We start from the raw sequence: 20,451 nt of genomic DNA, 5'->3' as shown, positions 1-20,451 counted from the left end.
TTTGCGCATTGTTCTTTTATTCACCGCGTGGCTGTTGAGCTTCGGTGCCATCGCGGCGCCGGGCGATGTGGCGACGCTGGATCGCAGCACCTGGCCGGAGCAGCTCAGCAGCCCGACGCTGTTCGACGTCGCCTCGCGCGCCGAAATCCTCATGTTCGCCCGGGGCCTGCTCGGCACCGAAGCGCTGGACGAAACCGCGCTGGCCCAGCGCCTTGGCCTGCGCACGGTGAATATCGACGCGGTCAACAGCCTGCGTCAGCGCCTCTGGCAGCGCCTGTTGGCCAACTACAACTACGCCCAGCAAAGCTGCGATCAGGACGCCTCGTTCTGCTTCCTCGTCGAAGACCTGCCGACCCTGCGCGAGCAAGCCGCCAAATTCGTCGTCAGCGATGACAGCTATTACACCAAGTGGGCCGAGCCGAGCCGGATCTTCCATGTGCAGTATCTCGATGAACTGATGCGCAAGGCCGCGCTGTTCCCGCAGACCAGCAGCGAAGTCGATCGTTTCGGCGACTACGAGCGCAACGGCGATGAGATGCACGACCGGCTGTTTCTGCTGACTTTCGACAGCGCCGCGAATCTGCAACCGGACAATACCGACTGGCTCACCGGCTATCTGCGCAAGGCCAATTTGAGCGGCACGTTCTTTGTGTTGGGCAAGGATATTCAGGCGCGTTTGAGCGATCGTTCGGTGAGCAGCCTGCAAACCGAGTTCTCCAGACAGTGCGTCGGCGTGCAGGGCTGGGAGTTCCGCTCCCACAGCCACTGGCAGGACTGGCAGGATTCGGTGCGGCGCAGCGCCGATCTGGTGAAGAACAAACTGCCGGAAAACTACGTACCGCTGTTCCGTCCGCCGGACGGCCAGCGTCGCAGCGATGCGCAAGGTTTCTTTAACACCCAGGGCCTGCAAGTGGCGCTGTGGGACATCGATGCCCAGGACGGTGCCGGCAAACTCAAGGGCGCACCGAGCGCGCAACGGGTGCTGACCCTGATGCTGTTGTGGCGTCACGGGGTGATCAATTTCAATATGAAACAGGACGCGGTGAAGACCTCGTTGCCGTGGCTGATCACGCAAACCGCGCAGAGCGGCATCGGTTGGGAAGACTGTCAGGACGCGTTTCGCTGAGAAACGCTAAAAGCCCGGAAACATTGGGCTTGGGGTGATTTTTACAGAGAATTTGCTGCAGGTGGACTTCCGACTCTAACGGTGTCGACGGAGTCCGCCAAGGGCTTTTCGTCACTTTGCAAAATAAACTTAAAAAAACCGTCAAAGTACTTTTTTATGTCATCGGTTTTGGAGTATTACGAAGACAGACCGCCGAAACCTGCAACACAGGTGGCGTCTTCCAAGACCCGTTTGTTTGCAGTCACTTGAATCTCCGCAGGTGAGATTTCGGCAGTCACATCGAGGCGCAGCACCGCTCAGGTATTGCGTCTACTGGCTCTGACATAGGTGACCGAGTATGGATGATCACGGACGTAGCCCTTCCTCCAACCAGCCAATCCTGTATGTACTCGATACCAACGTATTGATTCACGATCCAAACGCCCTGCTGAATTTCGAAGAACACCACGTCGCGATCCCGATGACCGTGCTTGAAGAGCTGGACAAGCTCAAGAGCGGGCATCACAGCGTGGCCGCTGAATGCCGTCAGGCCATCCGGCTGATCGACAAAACCCTGGGCGATGCGTCCCCGGAAGATGTCGAACTGGGTGTGCCAATCCAGCGCGGCAAGGGCGGGCCGAAGGGCTTGCTGTCAATTCTGATGAGCAAGCAGGCCGAATCGAACCTGATTCTGCCCGAGCATCTGAACGACAACAAAATCATCAACCAACTGATCGACCTGCACACTCGCGACCCTAAAAAACCAGTGGTGCTGGTCACCAAAGACATCAACATGCGCCTCAAGGCGCGCGCCTGCGGTATCGCCTCCGAGGACTACAGCACCGACCAACTGGTCGACGACGTGTCCTTGCTGCCGAACGGCTACCACAACATGACCGGCTCCTTCTGGGACCGCGTGAGCAAGGTCGAAACCCGTCAGGATCACGGCCGCACCTGGCACCAGGTACAACTGATCGACAACCTGCCGGCCGTGCACATCAACGAGTTCATCATTGATGAACAGGGCTTCGTCGGCTGGATCAAGGAGATTGAAGAAGACCGCCTGCTGATTCTCGACCTGCACCAGGAACCGCTGCTGCACCAGGAAGCGTGGGGGCTGAAACCGCGCGACATCTATCAAAGTCTGGCGCTGTACGCGCTGCTCGACCCGGACATTCATCTGGTCAACCTGTCGGGTGCGGCAGGCTCCGGTAAAACCATTCTGGCGCTGGCCGCTGCGATCGAGCAGACCATGGTCAGCAAACGTTATCGCCGCATCATTGCCACCCGCAGCGTGCAGGGTCTCGACCAAGAGATCGGTTTCCTGCCCGGCACCGAAGCGGAAAAAATGGAGCCGTGGCTGGGCGCCATCACCGACAACCTCGAAGCCTTGCACATGGATGACGAAAACACCCATGGCAGCGTCGACTACATCCTCAGCAAAGTGCCGCTGCAGTTCAAATCACTCAACTACATTCGTGGTCGCAGCTTCCAGCAGAGCCTGATCCTGATCGACGAATGCCAGAACCTCACACCGCACCAGATGAAAACCATCATCACCCGTGCCGGCGCCGGTTCGAAAGTGGTGTGCCTGGGCAACCTCGCACAGATCGACACCCCTTACCTGTCCGCGACCAGCTCCGGGCTGACCTACCTGACCGAACGCTTCAAGGATTTCCCGAACGGTGTGCACATCACCCTGCAAGGGGTACCTCGCTCGATCCTGGCTGAATACGCCGAAACCCATCTGTAACTGCATCGTCAACAAAACCGGGCGGCCCCAAAAGCCGCCCGGTTTTTTTATGCCTGAACACAAAACCAAATGTAGGAGCTGCCGAAGGCTGCGATCTTTTGATCTTGTTTTTAAAGATCAAAGTCAAAAGATCGCAGCCTTCGGCAGCTCCTACACAGGTTGCGTGATAATCCGACTCGCGGAAATTTGACCCGCAGGTTTACAATCCCCGCTCCTGATCAGGAGTAATCCCGTGCTGACTCATCTCGATTCTCAAGGTCGCGCCAACATGGTCGACGTCACCGAAAAAGCCGTGACGTTCCGTGAAGCGACGGCCCAAGCGCTGGTGCGCATGCTCCCCGAAACGTTGCAGATGATCGTCAGCGGCGGCCATCCCAAGGGTGACGTGTTTGCCGTAGCGCGCATCGCCGGCATTCAAGCGGCAAAGAAAACCAGTGATCTGATTCCCCTGTGCCACCCGCTGATGCTGACCGGCGTCAAAGTCGAACTCAGTGCTGACGGCGAAGACACCGTGCGCATCGTCGCCCGTTGCAAACTGTCCGGGCAGACCGGCGTCGAGATGGAAGCGCTGACCGCTGCCAGCGTCGCCGCCCTGACCATTTATGACATGTGCAAAGCCGTCGATCGCGGCATGACCATTGAAAGCGTGCGTCTGCTGGAGAAGGTCGGCGGCAAGAGCGGGCACTTTCAAGCGGAGCAGCCATGAACCTGACCGTGAAGTTTTTTGCCCGTTACCGTGAAGCGCTGGGCGTGGATTCGCTGAAGGTTGAAGGTGATTTCGCCACCGTCGATGACGTGCGTGCATTGCTGGCGCAACGGGATGGCGCTGAAGTATTGAGCGAACAGAACCTGATGTGCGCGCGCAATGAAGACCTCTGTCAGCTCGACGAGCCGGTGGTCGATGGCGACGAAGTGGCGTTTTTTCCCACCGTGACCGGAGGCTGAGCCATGGCGATTCGTGTGCAGGCCACGCCGTTCGACCCGGGCGCTGAAGTCAACGCGATGCACGCGGCCAACGTCGGTGTTGGCGCGGTGGTGAGTTTTGTCGGTTACGTGCGCGACTTCAACGATGGACTGGATGTGGCGGGGATGTTCCTCGAACACTATCCGGGCATGACCGAAAAAGCCCTTGGCAAAATCGCCATCGAAGCCGAGCAGCGCTGGCCGCTGCTAAAACTGGAGGTGCTGCATCGCATCGGCGCGCTCGAGCCGGGTGAACCAATCGTGTTCGTCGGCGCCGCCAGCGCCCATCGCCAGGCCGCCTTCGATGCCTGCGCCTTCGTCATGGACTACCTGAAAACCCGCGCACCGTTCTGGAAGAAAGAAAACACCAGCGACGGGCCGCGTTGGGTTGAAGGGCGGGACAGTGATCATGCCGCGGCGGATCGCTGGAAAAAGTAATTCCTGTAGCGCCCTTCAGTAAGCCTTCGCGAGCAGGCTCGCTCCCACATTGGATCTTTATGAACGCAGATGTTGTGTTCGCTACAGATCCCCTGTGGGAGCGAGCCTGCTCGCGAAGACGCCATCTGCATCAATAAAATCCTTCCTCTGTGCCCGATTGACGGCTTGTACGTATAAGTCCAATATGGATTTATAAGTACAAAAAAGCATCGCCTCCGTTTCAGCTCTTTCTTGCCAAACCAACAACAACCCGCGAGAGAACGAACATGAAGAAACTCACCCTCATCACCGGTCTGGCCCTCAGCCTGTTGTCCTGCGCCAGCGTGTTCGCCGCCGAGCAAACCCTGCGCATCGGCATCGAAGCCGCTTACCCGCCATTCGCCTCGAAAACCGACAAGGGCGAAATCGTCGGTTTCGACTACGACATCGGCAACGCCCTGTGCGCGCAGATGAAGGTCAAGTGCGTGTGGGTGGAAGGTGAGTTCGACGGTCTGATTCCTTCGCTGAAAGTGAAGAAGATCGACATGGCGCTGTCGTCGATGACCATCAACGAAGACCGTAAGAAGTCGGTGGATTTCACCCACAAGTACTACTTCACGTCGTCGCGTCTGGTGATGAAAGAAGGCGCCACGGTAGACGATCAATACGCCAGCCTCAAAGGCAAGAACGTCGGCGTTCAGCGTGCGACCACCACCGATCGTTACGCCACCGAGGTGTTCGAGCCCAAGGGCATCAACGTCAAGCGCTACAGCAACAACGAAGAGATCTACATGGATCTGGCGGCGGGGCGGCTGGATGCGATTTTCGCTGACACCATTCCGCTGAATGACTTTTTGACGATGCCGCGCGGCAAGGGCTATGCGTTTGTCGGGCCTGAGTTGAAGGATCCGAAGTACGTCGGCGAGGGCGCGGGGATTGCGGTGCGCAAGGGCAATGCGGAACTGGTCAGCCAGTTGAATGGCGCGATTGATGGCATTCGCGCGAGTGGCGAGTACCAGAAGATTTCCGAGAAGTATTTCAAGTCCGACATTTACGGCGACTGATAGTCCGCTATCGCGAGCAGGCTCACTCCTACATTTGGAATGCGTTCCCCTTGTAGGAGTGAGCCTGCTCGCGATGGCGTCAGAGAAATCACCGCAAATCTCTAGCCCTTCATTTCCTTCAAATGCTTGTACACCGTCGCCCGCCCCATGTTCAGCACATTGGCCACATAGTTCGAAGCGCTCTTGCCCTTGAACGCGCCCTCGGCGTGCAGCGCCAGCACCAGTTCACGTTTGTGATCGCGGGTCAGCACATTCAGGCTCAACTGCCGCTCGCGCAGCCAGGCGTGGAGGAAGGTGTTGATGCGTTCCTGCCAGTCATCGCGAAACAGTGAATCCGGCTGCGGGATCAGTTTGCTCGGCGACAGGAACAGATCCAGCGCCGCCTTGGCATTCTCAAACAGCGATATATTCAGATTGATGCAGAGCACCGCCAACGGCAGACCTTCGCCGTCGCGCAGGACGCTGCTCAGGCTGCGAATCTTCTGACCGTCCCAATTGAGCTTTTCGTACGGGCCAATGTTCCTGTCGCTGACATCCTCGCTGAGCATGTCTTCTAGAGACGAGTCGTCGCCGATTTCGCGTTTCGACAGGTTGTTGGCGATGTAGTCGACCTTCTGCGTGCGCAGGTCGTGCAGCACCACTTCGGCGTGCGGAAAGAACAGCGTGGCGATGGCGTCGGCGATGGCGCGGAAGTTATCCAGCGCCGGATCGAATTCAGGGGCGGTCATGACAGTGGAGCTCCAGGCAGCGTCAGCGCCCCCGTGAACAGGAGGCGCTGCGAGTGTGCCGCAATCCGTTGAGCGAGTCATCCTGACGGGCATTCAAGCGAGGCGGGCAGGGGAGAGCATGGCGCTGCTCAGACCGAAGTTGCGCAAGTGCTCGGGCAGAGGTTCGCCGCGAACCAGCGCCGCGCTGGCCTGGCCCATCGCCGGCGATGTCTGGATGCCGTAACCACCCTGCGCCGCGACCCAGAACAGCCCCGGCACCTGCGGATCGAAACCGCTAAGCAAATCACCGTCGGCGACGAAACTGCGCAGGCCGGCCCAAGTGCGGGTCGGACGGCGGATGGTCAGCGTGGTGGCTTCTTCGATCTGGTAAATGCCCATGGCGATGTCCAGTTCTTCCGGTTGCACATCGTGGGGTTCGACCGGATCGGCGTTGGCCGGTGAGCCGAGGAACATGCCGGCGTCGGGCTTCATATAGAAGGATTCGTCGAGGCTGACCAGCATCGGCCAGTGATGAATGTTGACGCCTTCGGGGCCGGCGAAGATAAATGCGGCGCGGCGTTTCGGTTGCAGGCCCAGCGGTTTGGCGCCGGCTAGCGCTCCGATTTTGTCGGCCCAGGCGCCGGCGGCGTTGATGATCACTGGCGCGCTAAAGGTCTGGCCGTTGGTTTGCACCTGCCAGAGGCCGTCGGCGTCACGACTGAGGCCGAGCACCTCGCAATCGGTGTGGACTTCGCCGTTGTTGCGTCGGATGCCGCGCAGGTAGCCCTGATGCAGGGCATCGGTGTCGATGTCGCTGGCGCTCGGGTCGTAGATCGCGCCGTGGACTTTTTCCCGGCGCAGGATCGGCAGGCGCGCGCAGGCTTCGTCGGCAGTGAGCAACTGCATCTCAGGGACTGTGGCTTTGGCGCTGAGGTATTGGTTGTTGAGTTCGGCGGGGTCACCGGTGAAATCGACGGTCATTTCGCCGCGTGGGGTCAGCAGTGGATGTTCGCAGAAACCGGCCGGTGGATGATCGAAAAACTCACGGCTGGCCTGGGTCAGTGCACGTACCTGCGGGGTGCCGTAGGCGGCGGTAAACAGCGCAGCGGAGCGGCCGGTGGAGTGATAGGCCGGGTGCGATTCACGTTCGAGCACGATGACTTTGCCGTGCGGCGACAGCCAGAAACCGGTGGAAGCGCCGGCAATCCCGCCGCCGATGATGATGAAATCTGCCTGGCTCATGAAAAACTCCAACGCTATCAAGGTTCTCCGGGAATCCGCCTGCGGCAGCTCCCAATTGAAATACATTCCCTGTAGGAGCTGCCGAAGGCTGCGATCTTTTGATCTTGACCTTAAAAAAACAGATCAAAAGATCGCAGCCTTCGGCAGCTCCTACAGTGGTCAGTTGTTGAGGTGGTAGAGCGCATTGGCGAGGGCGATGTCTTCCAGGCCCAGGCCGATTGAGCGGAAAAACACGTGACGATCGTAATCCGGGCGCTGCACTTTCTCGCTGAGCAGGTCGGCGAGGTCGCCGACGATCAAATCCTTGCTCCAGCCATGTTGTTCAGCAGCAATCAGCATTTCACCCGCCGAACCCGGCGTGGTCAGACGATAGTCGCAGAACACTTGCATCTCGTTGAGGCGCTGCGGTGGTACTTCGTGGGCGCGCGGGGCGTTGGTGCTGATCGAGGTAATCAGCGCCGGTTTACTCAGCTCAGCCGGATCAATCACCGGCCCGGCTGACGAGGTGCAGAGCATGATCACGTCAGCCTCGGCGAGGGCGGCTTCCCGGCTGTCGACGATCTTCAGATTGGGCGTGATGGCTTTCAACAGGGCCTGGGTCTGCGCGTCGGCGGACAGGCTTGGCGAATACAGGCTGATGCTCTGCCAGTCGCGCAGCGACTTCACGTAATGCAGATGCGCCTGCGCAACCTTGCCGCTGCCGATGATCGCCAGTCGCGTGGCATTCAACGGCGCGAGGGCGTCAACTGCCACGGCAGTGGTCGCGGCGGTGCGTGCGGTGGTCAATTCACCGGCATCGCAGAGCAGCAGCGGTTGACCGGTTTTCATCGACATCAACAGCGTCCACGCCGTCACCAATGGGCCTTGCTCGCGAACGATGTAGGGCGAAGTCTTCATGCCGTACACACCGTCTTCAGCCAGTACACCCAGATAGTTGATGAAGTCACCGGCACCCTGCGGGAATTCCACCAGTTGCTGCGCCGGTTGCACGGCGCTACCCGCCGCAAGGTCGCGAAACAGCTTGCGCAGGATCTGCGGCACATCGAGACGCGCCAACAACTCGCGGGCCTGATGCTGGTCGATCACGTAGGGCGTACTGGACATGTAGGACTCCGGAATCCGAATCTAAACTTATTAGTCCATTATGGACTTTTAGTATTCTCTCGCAAGCGTCCGATCAAATCCCGGGCGAAAAAAAAGCGCAGTCCGTTGCCGGCTGCGCTTTTCTATTAAACGTCGCTTACTGCGGACGCTTACGCTCGACCGCACGCAACAGATGCGTCGGTGGCGTTTCACAACTGATCTTGCGACCGAGCTTCTCTTCAATGGACGGCAACTGATAGGAGTCGTCCTCACCGGCGAAGCTGATCGACACGCCATCAGCGCCCGCACGACCGGTACGGCCGATGCGGTGTACGTAGTCGTCCGGCACTTCCGGCAGGGTGAAGTTGATCACATGGCTGATGCCGTCGATGTGAATGCCGCGACCGGCCACATCGGTGGCGACCAAGACACGAATCTTGCCTTCGCGGAAACCTTCCAGAGTCTTGATACGTTTGTGTTGCGGCACGTCGCCGGACAACTGCGCAGCGTTCACACCGTCGCGCACCAGACGCTCTTCGATGCGGCGGACTTCGTCCTTGCGGTTGGCGAAGACCATCACCCGCTCCCAACCATTATCGTTGACCAGGTTGTAGAGCAGTTTGTACTTGTCGGCACCGGCCACGGCGTAGATGTGTTGCTCGACGTTTTCGTTGGCGACGTTGGTGATTTCGATTTCGACGATCGACGGATCGGTCGTCCACTGCTTGGCGAGGTTCATCACGTCTTCGGTGAAGGTCGCAGAGAACAGCAGGGTCTGGCGTTCGCTTTTTGGCGGGGTCTGACGAATGATCTGGCGGACTTGCGGGATGAAACCCATGTCGAGCATGCGGTCGGCTTCGTCCAGCACCATCACTTCGACCATGTCCAGATGCACGTCGCCGCGCTGGTTGAAGTCGAGCAGGCGGCCCGGGGTCGCGACGAGAATGTCGCAGTGGCGCGCTTCGAGGTGCTTGAGTTGCTTGTCGAAGTCCATGCCGCCAACGAAGGTCATCACGTTGAGGCCGGTGTACTTGGTCAGGTCAGCGGCGTCTTTAGCGATCTGCACCACCAGCTCACGGGTCGGCGCGATGATCAGCGCACGGGGTTCGCCCATGTAGCGTTCTTTCGGCGGCGGTGTTTGCAGCAACTGAGTGATGATCGAGATCAGGAACGCGGCGGTTTTGCCGGTACCGGTCTGCGCGCGACCAATGGCGTCTTTGCCGGCGAGGGTGAAACCCAGCACCTGCGCCTGGATCGGCGTGCAATACGGGAAGCCCAGATCCTGAATGGCGTGCATCAGTTCTGGCGCTAGTTTGAAATCGTGAAAGCGGGTTTTGCCTTCTTGTGGCTCGACGACGAAATCTTCGAGTTTCCACGGAATGACCGATGCCTTGGGCTTCGGTTCGCGACGCGGTCTGGCCGGTTTCGGCTCTTCACTGCGCGCAGGCTCGGCGGCGATGGGCGCGGCCGGAGCGGGTTGCGGGTCTTGCTTCGGTGCTGCTACGGCAGCGGGGCGGTCGGCCTGGGGCACATCGTGGCGATGACCGGGGGCGTGCGACGGCGCACTGGGAACTGGCGCGAGCTGCTCAGCCTCGCTTTTACCGAACATTTTCTTGAGTGCTTCGAGCACGGTCATCTCATCAATTGGTTAAGGAATGTACGCCGGCCAGTGTAATGCAAGAAACGGGCGCGGCGTAGTGTGATGATCAACGGGCAGGCAATGCTGTCGCGATTAGCGCAGACGTTCGCTCAACCAGACGCCAATGTCGCGAATTTCTTCGGGTAACACTTCGTGCTCCATTGGGTATTCCTGCCATGTCACGGTGACACCATGCTTCACCAAGTGCTCGTAAGCACTGCGGCCCATCGAGTTCTGCACCACGTTATCGAACTGACCGTGCAGGCACAGCACCGGAATCCGCTGCTGGCTGGCCGATAACTCCAGCTCATCACTGAACGTCGGTGCATACGTCGACAACGCCAGCACGCCACCCAACGGCCCCTGCCATTTCAAGAAAGCGGTGTGCAACACCACGGCACCACCCTGGGAAAAACCGGCGAGGAAAATCCGCGAGGCGTCTATTCCGCTGGCGCGCTCGTTTTCGATCAATTCGATGATGCGATCCGCCGACGCTTCCAGCTCATCACGATCGATCGCCCGCGCCGGGCTCATGGCTTTAATGTCGTACCAGCTCGGCATGGCATATCCGCCATTTATCGTAACGGGACGTGTCGGCGCCTGCGGCAACACAAAACGCGTGCTCAACAGGCTTTCCTGCAACGCTTCGGCCACCGGCAGGAAGTCATAGCGGTCGGCGCCGAGGCCGTGCAGCCAGATCACGCAGGCGTCTGCGGGCTTAACAGGCTGAAGAATCAAGGGCTCGGTCATGGCTGCTCCAATTGTGTGCGGGCGCTCTCATTGAGTGCGTGATTGAAGGGCGCGCCCGATTGATCTGTTAAGAAGATGTCGCAAGGGTACAAGTTTTGCTATTGACCTGTCGCTAAAGCGCTTCAGCGAACGGTGTGGTACGGGCTTTGCTATGGCTTCAGGCGTGCAACCGATCTCGCGCCTGGCGGTAACACTATCAGTGTACCCCGTGGGCCGGGATTGCAAAAAATCCGGTGATGGATGTTCGCCAAGGGCCGCTACGGGCTTCGCGAACGTGAAAGGGCTACCGCCCGTTCGGCCGATTGGTGAGAAGTGAGTGATCCATTTTGTGGATCTTCTCCTACTAGACTCATAGCGAAGGTCTTACGTCGGTTGACCCAATAAAAAGCCAACAAGGGTCAACACCGCCTCAAAAGGGTGCGACTGGACTCAAGCTCCGACACAACAAGAGCAAAACTGGAGGTTTGAATGAAGATGTTGAAATCCACCCTGGCCATCGTGACTGCAGCAACAGTACTCGGTGTCAGCGGGTTCGCTCAGGCGGGTGCAACCCTGGATGCAGTGCAGAAGAAAGGTTTCGTGCAGTGTGGCGTGAGCGACGGTCTGCCGGGCTTCTCGGTACCGGATGCAACCGGCAAGATCCTCGGGATCGACGCTGACGTCTGCCGCGCTGTGGCCGCTGCCGTTTTCGGCGACGCGACCAAGGTCAAGTTCAGTCAGTTGAACGCCAAGGAGCGCTTCACCGCGCTGCAGTCCGGCGAAATCGACATTCTGTCGCGCAACACCACCATGACCAGTTCGCGTGACGCGGGCATGGGCCTGAAATTCCCGGGCTTCATTACCTACTACGACGGCATCGGCTTCCTGGTGAACAACAAGCTCGGTGTGAAAAGTGCCAAAGAGCTGGACGGTGCAACCATCTGCATCCAGGCCGGTACCACCACCGAGCTGAACGTTTCCGACTACTTCCGTGGCAACGGTCTGAAATACACCCCGATCACTTTCGACACCTCCGATGAAAGCGCCAAATCGCTGGAATCCGGTCGTTGCGACGTGCTGACCTCCGACAAGTCCCAACTGTTCGCCCAGCGCAGCAAGCTGGCAGCGCCGAAGGACTACGTGGTTCTGCCGGAAACCATTTCCAAAGAACCCCTGGGCCCGGTCGTACGTAATGGCGACGACGAGTGGCTGGCTATCGTGCGTTGGGTTGGCTACGCGCTGCTCAACACCGAAGAAGCCGGCATCACTTCGAAAAACGTCGAAGCCGAAGCCAAGTCGACTAAAAACCCGGACGTCGCTCGTATGCTCGGTGCTGACGGCGAATACGGCAAAGACCTGAAACTGCCGAAAGACTGGGTAGTACAGATCGTCAAACAAGTCGGTAACTACGGCGAAATCTTCGAGAAAAACCTCGGCAAGAGCACTCCGCTGGAAATCGACCGCGGCTTGAACGCCCTGTGGAACAACGGCGGCATTCAGTACGCACCACCAGTGCGCTAATGGTTCTATCGCCCGGCGGGCCAACCGCCGGGTGATGTTCTTGTTCCATTTTTTGCGGGGCACTTCATGCAAAATTCAATCGGCGCACCTAAGCAGAGGCTCAGCCTCAGCGATCCGCGAGTGCGTGCGTGGCTATTCCAGATCATCACGATTGTCGCGGTGGTTTCGCTGGGCTGGTTCCTGTTCGACAACACTCAAACCAACCTGCAGCACCGGGGCATCACTTCCGGTTTCAGCTTTCTGGAGCGCAGTGCCGGGTTCGGCATCGCTCAACACCTGATCGACTACACCGAAGCGGACAGTTATGCCCGCGTCTTCGTTATCGGTTTGCTCAACACCTTGTTGGTGACAGTGATCGGCGTGATTCTGGCGACGATTCTCGGCTTCATCATCGGTGTGGCACGGCTGTCGCAGAACTGGATCATCAGCAAACTGGCGACGGTGTATGTGGAAGTCTTCCGCAACATTCCGCCGCTGCTGCAAATCCTGTTCTGGTACTTCGCGGTATTCCTGACCATGCCGGGGCCGCGCAACAGCCATAACTTCGGCGACACCTTCTTCGTCAGCAGCCGTGGCCTGAACATGCCGGCCGCGCTGGCCGCTGATGGTTTCTGGGCGTTCATGATCAGCATCGTGGTGGCCATCGTCGGCATCGTGCTGATGTGCCGTTGGGCCAACAAACGCTTTGAAGCGACCGGCGTGCCGTTCCACAAGTTCTGGGTGGGCCTGGCGATTCTGCTGGTGATTCCGGCGTTGTGCGCACTGATCTTCGGCGCGCCGCTGCACTGGGAAATGCCCGAGCTCAAAGGCTTCAACTTCGTTGGCGGCTGGGTGCTGATCCCGGAACTGCTTGCCTTGACCCTGGCCCTGACCGTGTACACCGCGGCGTTCATCGCTGAGATCGTGCGTTCGGGGATCAAGTCGGTCAGCCACGGCCAGACCGAAGCGGCGCGTTCGCTCGGCCTGCGCAACGGCCCGACCCTGCGCAAGGTGATCATCCCGCAAGCCCTGCGCGTGATCATTCCGCCGCTGACCAGCCAATACCTCAACCTGGCGAAAAACTCTTCGCTGGCGGCCGGTATCGGTTACCCGGAAATGGTTTCGCTGTTCGCCGGCACCGTGCTTAACCAGACCGGTCAGGCGATCGAAGTGATTGCCATCACCATGAGCGTGTACCTGGCGATCAGTATCAGCATTTCCCTGCTGATGAACTGGTACAACAAGCGCATTGCGCTGATCGAGCGGTAAGGAAAAGCGCATGAGTACTCATACTTTCAAACCCGACATGCCCCCACCGAACAGCAGCATCGGCGTGGTGGCGTGGATGCGCGCGAACATGTTCTCCAGCTGGCTCAACACCTTGCTGACCCTGTTTGCGTTCTACCTGATTTACCTCGTCGTGCCACCGATTCTCAGTTGGGCAATCATTGATGCCAACTGGGTCGGCACCACCCGCGCCGACTGCACCAAGGACGGCGCCTGCTGGGTGTTCATTCAGCAGCGTTTTGGCCAGTTCATGTACGGCTATTACCCGGCTGAATGGCGCTGGCGCGTCGACCTGACCGTGTGGCTGGCGGTAATCGGCGTGGCGCCACTGTTCATCTCGCGCTTCCCGCGTAAAGCGGTGTACGGGCTGAGCTTTCTGGTGATCTACCCGATTGTTGCCTGGTGCCTGCTGCACGGCGGCGTGTTCGGCCTGCCACAGGTGGCGACCAGCCAATGGGGCGGCCTGATGCTGACCCTGGTGATCGCCACCGTCGGTATCGCCGGCGCCTTGCCGCTGGGGATCGTGCTGGCGCTGGGTCGACGTTCGAACATGCCGGCGATTCGGGTGGTCTGCGTGACCTTCATCGAATTCTGGCGCGGCGTGCCGTTGATCACCGTGCTGTTCATGTCCTCGGTGATGCTGCCGCTGTTCCTACCCGAGGGAATGAACTTCGACAAGCTGCTGCGGGCGCTGATCGGCGTGATCCTGTTCCAGTCGGCCTACGTCGCTGAAGTGGTGCGCGGTGGTCTGCAAGCGATTCCCAAAGGTCAGTACGAAGCGGCCGCAGCGATGGGCCTCGGTTACTGGCGTTCGATGGGCCTGGTGATTCTGCCGCAAGCCCTGAAGCTGGTGATCCCGGGCATCGTCAACACCTTCATTGCGCTGTTCAAGGACACCAGTCTGGTGATCATCATCGGCCTGTTTGACCTGCTCAACAGCGTCAAGCAAGCCGCTGCCGACCCGAAATGGCTGGGCATGGCCACCGAAGGCTACGTGTTCGCCGCCCTGGTGTTCTGGATTTTCTGTTTTGGTATGTCGCGCTATTCCATGCATCTGGAACGCAAGCTCGACACTGGCCACAAGCGTTAGGAGTTTTGAGATGAGTGAAGTAATCAAAAAGCCTGTGAGCCCTGAAGGCATTATTCAGATGCAGGGCGTCAACAAGTGGTACGGCCAGTTCCACGTGCTGAAAGACATCAACCTCAACGTGAAACAGGGCGAACGTATCGTTTTGTGCGGCCCGTCGGGTTCCGGCAAATCGACGACGATTCGTTGCCTCAATCGTCTGGAAGAACACCAGCAGGGCCGCATCGTCGTCGACGGCGTGGAACTGACCAATGACCTCAAGCAGATCGAAGCGATCCGCCGCGAAGTCGGCATGGTGTTCCAGCATTTCAACCTGTTCCCGCACCTGACCATTTTGCAGAACTGCACCCTGGCGCCGATGTGGGTACGCAAGATGCCCAAGCGCAAGGCCGAGGAAATCGCCATGCATTACCTGGAACGCGTACGCATTCCGGAGCAGGCGCATAAGTTCCCGGGGCAACTGTCCGGTGGTCAGCAACAGCGTGTGGCGATTGCCCGCGCCCTGTGCATGAAACCGAAAATCATGCTGTTCGATGAACCGACTTCAGCGCTCGATCCGGAGATGGTGAAAGAGGTGCTCGACACCATGATCGGTCTGGCAGAAGACGGCATGACCATGCTTTGCGTGACTCACGAAATGGGCTTCGCGCGGACTGTGGCGAACCGTGTGATCTTCATGGACAAGGGTGAAATCGTTGAGCAAGCGGCGCCGAATGACTTCTTCGATAATCCGCAGAATGAGCGGACGAAGTTGTTCTTGAGTCAGATTTTGCATTGATCTGACCTACGTTCTGAAATAAACCCGGACCGAGTTCCGGGTTTATTTTTTCCAGGTTTTGTCAGGGCACCGGTGCCGTCTCCTGTTCCGGGAAGCGCGCGGCGAGCAATCGCCGCAATTCACTGCCTTCGTTCATCGCGTGTATTTCGGCGAGCAGGTGAGGGTGCCGGTCTAGCAGACGCATAAGATTGAACAACGGTTGAGGCGGTGAAAGCTCGCCGCGTTCGTAGCGGGAAAAAGCGTTGTGACCTCCGCCGGATAGCAATTTAACTGCTTCTTTTTGGGTGAGATGCAATTTGCGGCGGATGCGTTTCATCTCGGCGCCCATTACGTGGAAGCACTCTTCGAGCAATTTATCGCCGGCGTCAGAATAGCGTTCGGCGCTGTCAGTATCGTTATCAAAAATGATCTCGCCGCAGGCTTTGCATTCCCACCCTGCAATGCCGTGCACCCAACGTGAAACATCCTTGTAGTTGACAGTCAAACTGCGACCTTCGAAATGTTGCATCGACTCTTGAGTGCCACAGCTCAAGCATTGCCGTGTATTCATAAATTCTTCTCCTTGAAAGAGATCACGGGAGGACCGCCGTTGGGGCAGTAGGTGATTTTGATATACAACTCCAAGTCGTGAAATCCAATGTGGTAAACATCCTGCCAGTGTCTGTGGTTGGTGTAGCAAGTCATGGACTTGTAGAACATCCGGCGATCCAGCGAGCAGATGGCTTGCTGCATACGTTTGAGGTTTAACCCCATGCCCTTGCCCGAGCTCATCGCGCTTCCTGTAAAGGCTTTAGCGCCCAGTCTGATGACTTCTTGCTTCACTACCACCAAGTCGTAATGGGGTGTGTTCTTTTCCATAAGAAACCAAAACCCTGTCCCTGAAATTACCCTTAAAGGGTGATTTTGACTAATCGAAAATGCCGCTCCATGTGTCGCCTTTTGACCTTAGGTGGTTGCCGTCCTACATGGGTCTGACTAACATGTCGGAAAATTCATCCTATGATTGGATGAAAGGGCGAATCCTATGTCAGACATTTCTCCACTCATCAAACGATCCTTGGTCGATCAGGCCTTGGATCAACTCCGCCAGCGCATTAACAGTGGTGCCTGGCAGGTCGGCGAACGCTTGCCGACCGAACCCGAGCTCTGCGCTGAGTTGGGCATTAGCCGCAATACCGTGCGCGAAGCCATGCGTGTGTTGGCGTTTTCCGGATTGATCGAGATTCGCCAGGGCGACGGCAGTTATTTGCGCGCGCTGGTTGATCCGCTCGACACGCTGAAAGCGTTGTCGCGTTGCTCGCTGGAGCAGGCGCGGGAAACCCGGCACATCCTCGAAGTCGAGGCGATCGGCCTGGCGGCGTTGCGTCGCACCGATGAAGACCTCGCCGCATTGCGCGAAGCCCTCGGCACCAGTGGCAGTCACTACCACGGAGATCTCGACACCTACATCGCCTGCGATCTGGTGTTCCACCGCCGACTGGTCGACGCCGCGCACAACCCGACCCTCAGCGAGCTGTATCGCTATTTCTCCAGCATCGTCGGCGCGCAATTGCGCCAGACCCTGAACATCGTCCCGCGCCGTCAGGAAGTGTTCGACCTGCACATCGAGTTGCTCGATGCCGTCGAACAACGCGACCCGGAACGGGCCAAAGCCTTGTCGAGGCAGTTGATCAATGAACCTTGAAACCGAGAAATCCATGTCCCGCAGTGAGCTATCCACAACCCCGAAACGCACGGCAGAGCTTGAAGAGCTGCTGATCGACGCCGAGGCCGATGACGAGCAGGTGCAACAAAGCCATCCGCTGGTGCGCCGGCCGTGGCTGTTGCTGCTGGGGCTGATTCTGGTGGCGTTGAACTTGCGTCCGGCGCTGTCGAGCATGGCGCCGCTGCTCAGCGACGTTTCCAAGAGCCTCGGCTTGTCGGCGGCGCAGGCCGGTTTGCTGACCACACTGCCGGTGCTGTGCCTCGGTTTATTCGCACCGCTGGCACCGATTCTGGCGCGACGTTTTGGCGCCGAACGCGTGGTGTTGGGGATCCTGCTGACACTGGCCTGCGGCATCATTTTGCGTAGCAGCTTCGGTGAAATCGGCCTGTTTGCGGGCAGCGTATTGGGCGGCGCAAGCATCGGCATTGTCGGCGTATTGCTGCCGGGTATCGTCAAGCGCGACTTCGCCAAACACGCCGGCACCATGACCGGCGTCTACACCATGGCCCTGTGTCTGGGCGCGGCAATGGCGGCGGGCACCAGTGTGCCGTTGAGCGAAAATTTTGGCGGAGACTGGACAATTGGCCTGGGCTTCTGGGTCATCCCGGCGCTGGTGGCGGCGTTGTTCTGGCTGCCACAGGTCGGTCAAAAACACGGTGCACACAACGTCGCCTATCGCGTGCGCGGCCTGCTGCGTGATCCGCTGGCGTGGCAAGTGACGTTGTATATGGGCCTGCAATCGTCGCTGGCGTACATCGTGTTTGGCTGGTTGCCGTCGATCCTGATTGGTCGCGGGCTGACGCCGACGCAAGCGGGTCTGGTGTTGTCCGGCTCGGTGATCATCCAGCTCGCCAGTTCGCTGGCCGCGCCTTGGCTGGCCACTCGCGGCAAGGATCAGCGACTGGCAATTGTCGTGGTGATGGCGTTGACCCTGGGTGGCCTGTTCGGTTGCCTGTATGCGCCGATCGAAGGCCTGTGGGGCTGGGCGATTCTGCTGGGCCTGGGGCAGGGCGGTACGTTCAGTCTGGCGTTGACGTTGATCGTCTTGCGTTCGCGGGATTCGCACGTCGCGGCGAACCTGTCGAGCATGTCCCAGGGCTTCGGCTACACGCTGGCGTCGATGGGGCCGTTTGCGGTCGGTGTGGTGCATGACTGGACGGGCGGCTGGAATGCGGTGGGCTGGATCTTCGGCATCATCGGCACCGGCGCGATCATCGCCGGCCTCGGCGCCGGGCGAGCGCTGTACGTGCAAGTGCAAAGCGAAAGAATCTGAATCCACACATTTTAAATGTGGGAGCGAGCCTGCTCGCGAAGGCGATTTAACATTCAACATCTGTGTTGACTGACACGCCGCTTTCGCGAGCAGGCTCGCTCCCACATTAATTTTGTGTGTAGTTGGTATTCGGTTTACGAATGCCGATAGTGTTTCTTCGTATTGCGGATTATCGTGCTGGCAATCTGTACCTATTTTGGAGATTGCCCATGAGCGAAGCCCACAGCGCGTTGATCACCCGCTTCTACGAAGCCTTCAAACGTCTGGACGCCGAGGCCATGGCCGCGTGCTACACCGATGACGTGGTGTTCAGCGATCCGGCCTTCGGCGAACTGCGCGGGCGCGATGCCGGCGACATGTGGCGCATGCTCACCACCCGCGCCAAAGACTTCTCCCTGACCTTCGACAACGTCCGCGCTGATGAGCGCAGCGGCGGTGCGCACTGGGTCGCGACCTACCTGTTCAGCCAGACCGGCAACGTTGTGATCAACGATATCCAGGCCCGTTTCGTCTTCCGTGACGGCAAGATCTGCGAGCATCACGACCATTTCGATCTGTGGCGCTGGTCGCGTCAGGCTCTGGGTTTCAAAGGTCTGCTGCTGGGCTGGACGCCTCTGGTACGCAACGCCGTGCGTGCGCAGGCGTTGAAGGGACTGAAGGCATTTCAGGCCGGTCGCTGATAAGATCGCGGCCTGTTTCCTACACGTCTTGATCCCGAAGTGACCAGCCTTAGCGAAAAATCTGTCGATGTTGCCGAACCGGTGAGCAAGTCCTGGTTCGTCTACCTGGTTCGCGCGGCCAACGGTTCGCTGTACTGCGGCATCAGCGACGACCCGGTGCGCCGCTTCGCCAAGCATCAAAGCGGCAAAGGCGCGCGGTTCTTCCTTTCCAGCCCGGCGATGGCGTTGGTGTACACCGAGCTTTGTCGCGATAAAAGCGATGCTTTGCGTCAGGAACGGCTGATCAAAAAACTGCGCAAGAGCGCCAAGGAATGCCTGGTCGCGTCTTATCAATCTGACTGATCGGTTCCCATCAGCCAGATCTGTAGGCTGCTAAGCAAATGCGCGCTAAGCTGCCGACTCACTTTCTGAGCGGCGGAGCCGAGCATGTCCGAGTTGATTCTGCATCATTACCCGACTTCTCCATTTGCCGAGAAGGCCCGCCTGCTGCTGGGTTTCAAAGGCCTGTCGTGGCGCTCGGTGCACATTTCGCCAGTGATGCCAAAGCCGGATCTGACCGCACTGACTGGCGGCTATCGCAAAACCCCGGTGCTGCAAATCGGCGCCGACATCTACTGCGACACTTCACTGATCGCCCGTCGCCTGGAGCAGGAAAAAGCCCTGCCGAGCTTCTTCCCTGAAGGCCAGGAAATGACCACCGCGAGTTTCGCCACCTGGGTTGATTCGGTGGTGTTTCAACATGCGGTGAGCCTGGTGTTTCAGCCGGAATCGGTAGCCGTGCGTTTCGGCAAGCTGCCGCCGGAAGCGATCAAAGCGTTTATGGCTGACCGCGCCGGTTTGTTCAGTGGCGGCAGCGCCACACGTTTGTCCGCTGAGCAGGCCAAGCATCAATGGCCGACGATCATGCTGCGTCTGGAGCAACAACTGCAGCGCGAGCAGGGCGACTTCCTGTTCGGCGAGCCGTCGATTGCCGACTTCGCGCTGGCGCATCCGCTGTGGTTCCTCAAAGCGACTCACGTCACCGCGCCGTTGGTGGATGAGTATCCGGCTGTTTCCGCGTGGTTGGGTCGAGTGTTGGGCTTTGGCCATGGCGCGGCGAGTGCGATGACCTCTGAGGAAGCGCTGGAAGTTGCACGCAGTGCGACGCCAGCGGATCTGCCGAAAGAGCAGTTCATCGACCCGAATGGTTTCAAGGCAGGCCAGCAAGTGGCGATCTCGGCGACGGATTACGGTGTTGATCCAGTGGTCGGTGAGTTGCTGTTTGCCGGTAGCGAAGAGCTGATCATTCGTCGCGAAGACGAGCGCGGCGGCGTGGTGCACGTGCACTTCCCACGCTTCGGTTTCCGCATCGAAGCCCGCTAAATCTGTAGGAGCAAAGCTTGCTCGCGAAGAACGATGACGCGGTGTCTCTGACAAACCGGGTCATCGTTCTTCGCGGG

General features: G+C 58.9%; 22 protein-coding genes. 15 read left to right on the top strand and 7 right to left on the bottom strand.

Annotation, left to right across the window (positions count from 1 at the left end; all coding sequences use genetic code 11):
* The first annotated feature begins 1 nt into the window (after position 1).
* The 6 genes from ACIOMO_RS11250 (at position 2) to ACIOMO_RS11225 (ending at position 5,302) form a co-directional block, all read left to right on the top strand.
* A complete protein-coding gene (locus tag ACIOMO_RS11250) occupies positions 2-1,126 on the top strand; it encodes a polysaccharide deacetylase family protein (RefSeq protein ID WP_159812216.1) in 1,125 nt (374 codons plus the stop codon).
* A 337-nt stretch (positions 1,127-1,463) separates the two neighbouring features.
* Positions 1,464-2,858, top strand: a complete 1,395-nt coding sequence (locus ACIOMO_RS11245) for a PhoH family protein (RefSeq protein ID WP_053117311.1) — start codon at positions 1,464-1,466, stop codon at positions 2,856-2,858.
* 232 nt (positions 2,859-3,090) lie between these two features.
* Positions 3,091-3,564, top strand: coding sequence for a cyclic pyranopterin monophosphate synthase MoaC (moaC, locus tag ACIOMO_RS11240; RefSeq protein ID WP_016985015.1), 474 nt, complete (start codon positions 3,091-3,093; stop codon positions 3,562-3,564).
* Positions 3,561-3,803, top strand: a complete 243-nt coding sequence (gene moaD, locus ACIOMO_RS11235) for a molybdopterin converting factor subunit 1 (RefSeq protein ID WP_134174740.1) — start codon at positions 3,561-3,563, stop codon at positions 3,801-3,803. The genes moaC and moaD overlap by 4 nt, the downstream gene beginning before the upstream one ends.
* A gap of 3 nt (positions 3,804-3,806) precedes the next feature.
* Entirely contained in the window at positions 3,807-4,259 is a 453-nt protein-coding gene (moaE, locus tag ACIOMO_RS11230; protein WP_038357637.1) for a molybdopterin synthase catalytic subunit MoaE, read from the top strand.
* Positions 4,260-4,525: 266 nt separating this feature from the next.
* Positions 4,526-5,302, top strand: a complete 777-nt coding sequence (locus ACIOMO_RS11225; RefSeq protein WP_401240635.1) for an ABC transporter substrate-binding protein — start codon at positions 4,526-4,528, stop codon at positions 5,300-5,302.
* Between the two features lie 101 nt (positions 5,303-5,403).
* On the opposite strand, the gene ACIOMO_RS11220 is transcribed toward ACIOMO_RS11225, so the two are convergent.
* The 5 genes from ACIOMO_RS11220 to ACIOMO_RS11200 form a co-directional block, all read right to left on the bottom strand.
* On the bottom strand, positions 5,404-6,030 hold the full coding sequence (locus tag ACIOMO_RS11220; RefSeq protein WP_064118408.1) for a transcriptional regulator: 627 nt from the start codon (positions 6,028-6,030) through the stop codon (positions 5,404-5,406).
* 93 nt (positions 6,031-6,123) lie between these two features.
* Complete coding sequence (locus tag ACIOMO_RS11215) at positions 6,124-7,251, bottom strand: NAD(P)/FAD-dependent oxidoreductase (RefSeq protein ID WP_401240632.1); 1,128 nt, start codon at positions 7,249-7,251, stop codon at positions 6,124-6,126.
* Positions 7,252-7,410: 159 nt separating this feature from the next.
* A complete protein-coding gene (locus ACIOMO_RS11210) occupies positions 7,411-8,355 on the bottom strand; it encodes an ornithine cyclodeaminase family protein (RefSeq protein ID WP_053117325.1) in 945 nt (314 codons plus the stop codon).
* Positions 8,356-8,491: 136 nt separating this feature from the next.
* Entirely contained in the window at positions 8,492-9,970 is a 1,479-nt protein-coding gene (gene rhlB / locus ACIOMO_RS11205) for an ATP-dependent RNA helicase RhlB (RefSeq protein ID WP_401240629.1), read from the bottom strand.
* Positions 9,971-10,066: 96 nt separating this feature from the next.
* Entirely contained in the window at positions 10,067-10,723 is a 657-nt protein-coding gene (locus ACIOMO_RS11200) for an alpha/beta hydrolase (RefSeq protein WP_053117331.1), read from the bottom strand.
* Positions 10,724-11,191: 468 nt separating this feature from the next.
* On the opposite strand from ACIOMO_RS11200, the gene ACIOMO_RS11195 reads away from it, so the two are divergent.
* From ACIOMO_RS11195 to ACIOMO_RS11180, 4 genes are all read left to right on the top strand, one after another.
* On the top strand, positions 11,192-12,223 hold the full coding sequence (locus ACIOMO_RS11195; protein WP_053117336.1) for an amino acid ABC transporter substrate-binding protein: 1,032 nt from the start codon (positions 11,192-11,194) through the stop codon (positions 12,221-12,223).
* 66 nt (positions 12,224-12,289) lie between these two features.
* Positions 12,290-13,471 (top strand): amino acid ABC transporter permease, encoded by a 1,182-nt coding sequence (locus tag ACIOMO_RS11190; protein WP_212544011.1) that lies wholly within the window; start codon positions 12,290-12,292, stop codon positions 13,469-13,471.
* A 10-nt stretch (positions 13,472-13,481) separates the two neighbouring features.
* Complete coding sequence (locus ACIOMO_RS11185; RefSeq protein WP_008080192.1) at positions 13,482-14,579, top strand: amino acid ABC transporter permease; 1,098 nt, start codon at positions 13,482-13,484, stop codon at positions 14,577-14,579.
* A 10-nt stretch (positions 14,580-14,589) separates the two neighbouring features.
* Positions 14,590-15,354: an amino acid ABC transporter ATP-binding protein gene (locus ACIOMO_RS11180; RefSeq protein WP_053117341.1), complete on the top strand. Its 765-nt coding sequence runs from the start codon at positions 14,590-14,592 to the stop codon at positions 15,352-15,354.
* A 61-nt stretch (positions 15,355-15,415) separates the two neighbouring features.
* On the opposite strand, the gene ACIOMO_RS11175 is transcribed toward ACIOMO_RS11180, so the two are convergent.
* On the bottom strand, positions 15,416-15,904 hold the full coding sequence (locus tag ACIOMO_RS11175; protein ID WP_401240623.1) for a type II toxin-antitoxin system MqsA family antitoxin: 489 nt from the start codon (positions 15,902-15,904) through the stop codon (positions 15,416-15,418).
* Entirely contained in the window at positions 15,901-16,212 is a 312-nt protein-coding gene (locus tag ACIOMO_RS11170) for a type II toxin-antitoxin system MqsR family toxin (RefSeq protein WP_159815599.1), read from the bottom strand. Before ACIOMO_RS11170 ends, ACIOMO_RS11175 begins: the two co-directional genes overlap by 4 nt.
* Before the next feature lie 166 nt (positions 16,213-16,378).
* On the opposite strand from ACIOMO_RS11170, the gene ACIOMO_RS11165 reads away from it, so the two are divergent.
* The 5 genes from ACIOMO_RS11165 to ACIOMO_RS11145 all read left to right on the top strand — a co-directional run bounded on the left by ACIOMO_RS11165 (position 16,379) and on the right by ACIOMO_RS11145 (position 20,374).
* Positions 16,379-17,038, top strand: a complete 660-nt coding sequence (locus ACIOMO_RS11165) for a FadR/GntR family transcriptional regulator (protein ID WP_053117351.1) — start codon at positions 16,379-16,381, stop codon at positions 17,036-17,038.
* A complete protein-coding gene (locus tag ACIOMO_RS11160; RefSeq protein WP_401240620.1) occupies positions 17,028-18,332 on the top strand; it encodes a CynX/NimT family MFS transporter in 1,305 nt (434 codons plus the stop codon). The genes ACIOMO_RS11165 and ACIOMO_RS11160 overlap by 11 nt, the downstream gene beginning before the upstream one ends.
* 209 nt (positions 18,333-18,541) lie before the next feature.
* The gene (locus ACIOMO_RS11155; RefSeq protein WP_053117357.1) at positions 18,542-19,012 is read left to right on the top strand and encodes a nuclear transport factor 2 family protein; all 471 of its coding nucleotides are present in this window, start codon (positions 18,542-18,544) and stop codon (positions 19,010-19,012) included.
* A 39-nt stretch (positions 19,013-19,051) separates the two neighbouring features.
* Entirely contained in the window at positions 19,052-19,354 is a 303-nt protein-coding gene (locus ACIOMO_RS11150; protein WP_008083651.1) for a GIY-YIG nuclease family protein, read from the top strand.
* Positions 19,355-19,438: 84 nt separating this feature from the next.
* Positions 19,439-20,374, top strand: coding sequence for a glutathione S-transferase family protein (locus ACIOMO_RS11145; RefSeq protein WP_053117363.1), 936 nt, complete (start codon positions 19,439-19,441; stop codon positions 20,372-20,374).
* Positions 20,375-20,451: the final 77 nt, after the last annotated feature.

It is taken from the genome of Pseudomonas sp. NPDC087804 (assembly GCF_044742965.1).
In the GTDB taxonomy this organism is placed as follows: Bacteria; Pseudomonadota; Gammaproteobacteria; order Pseudomonadales; family Pseudomonadaceae; genus Aquipseudomonas; species Aquipseudomonas rustica.
The sequence above is the reverse complement of the archived record's forward strand: the minus strand, read 5'-3'. Positions and strand labels throughout refer to the sequence as shown.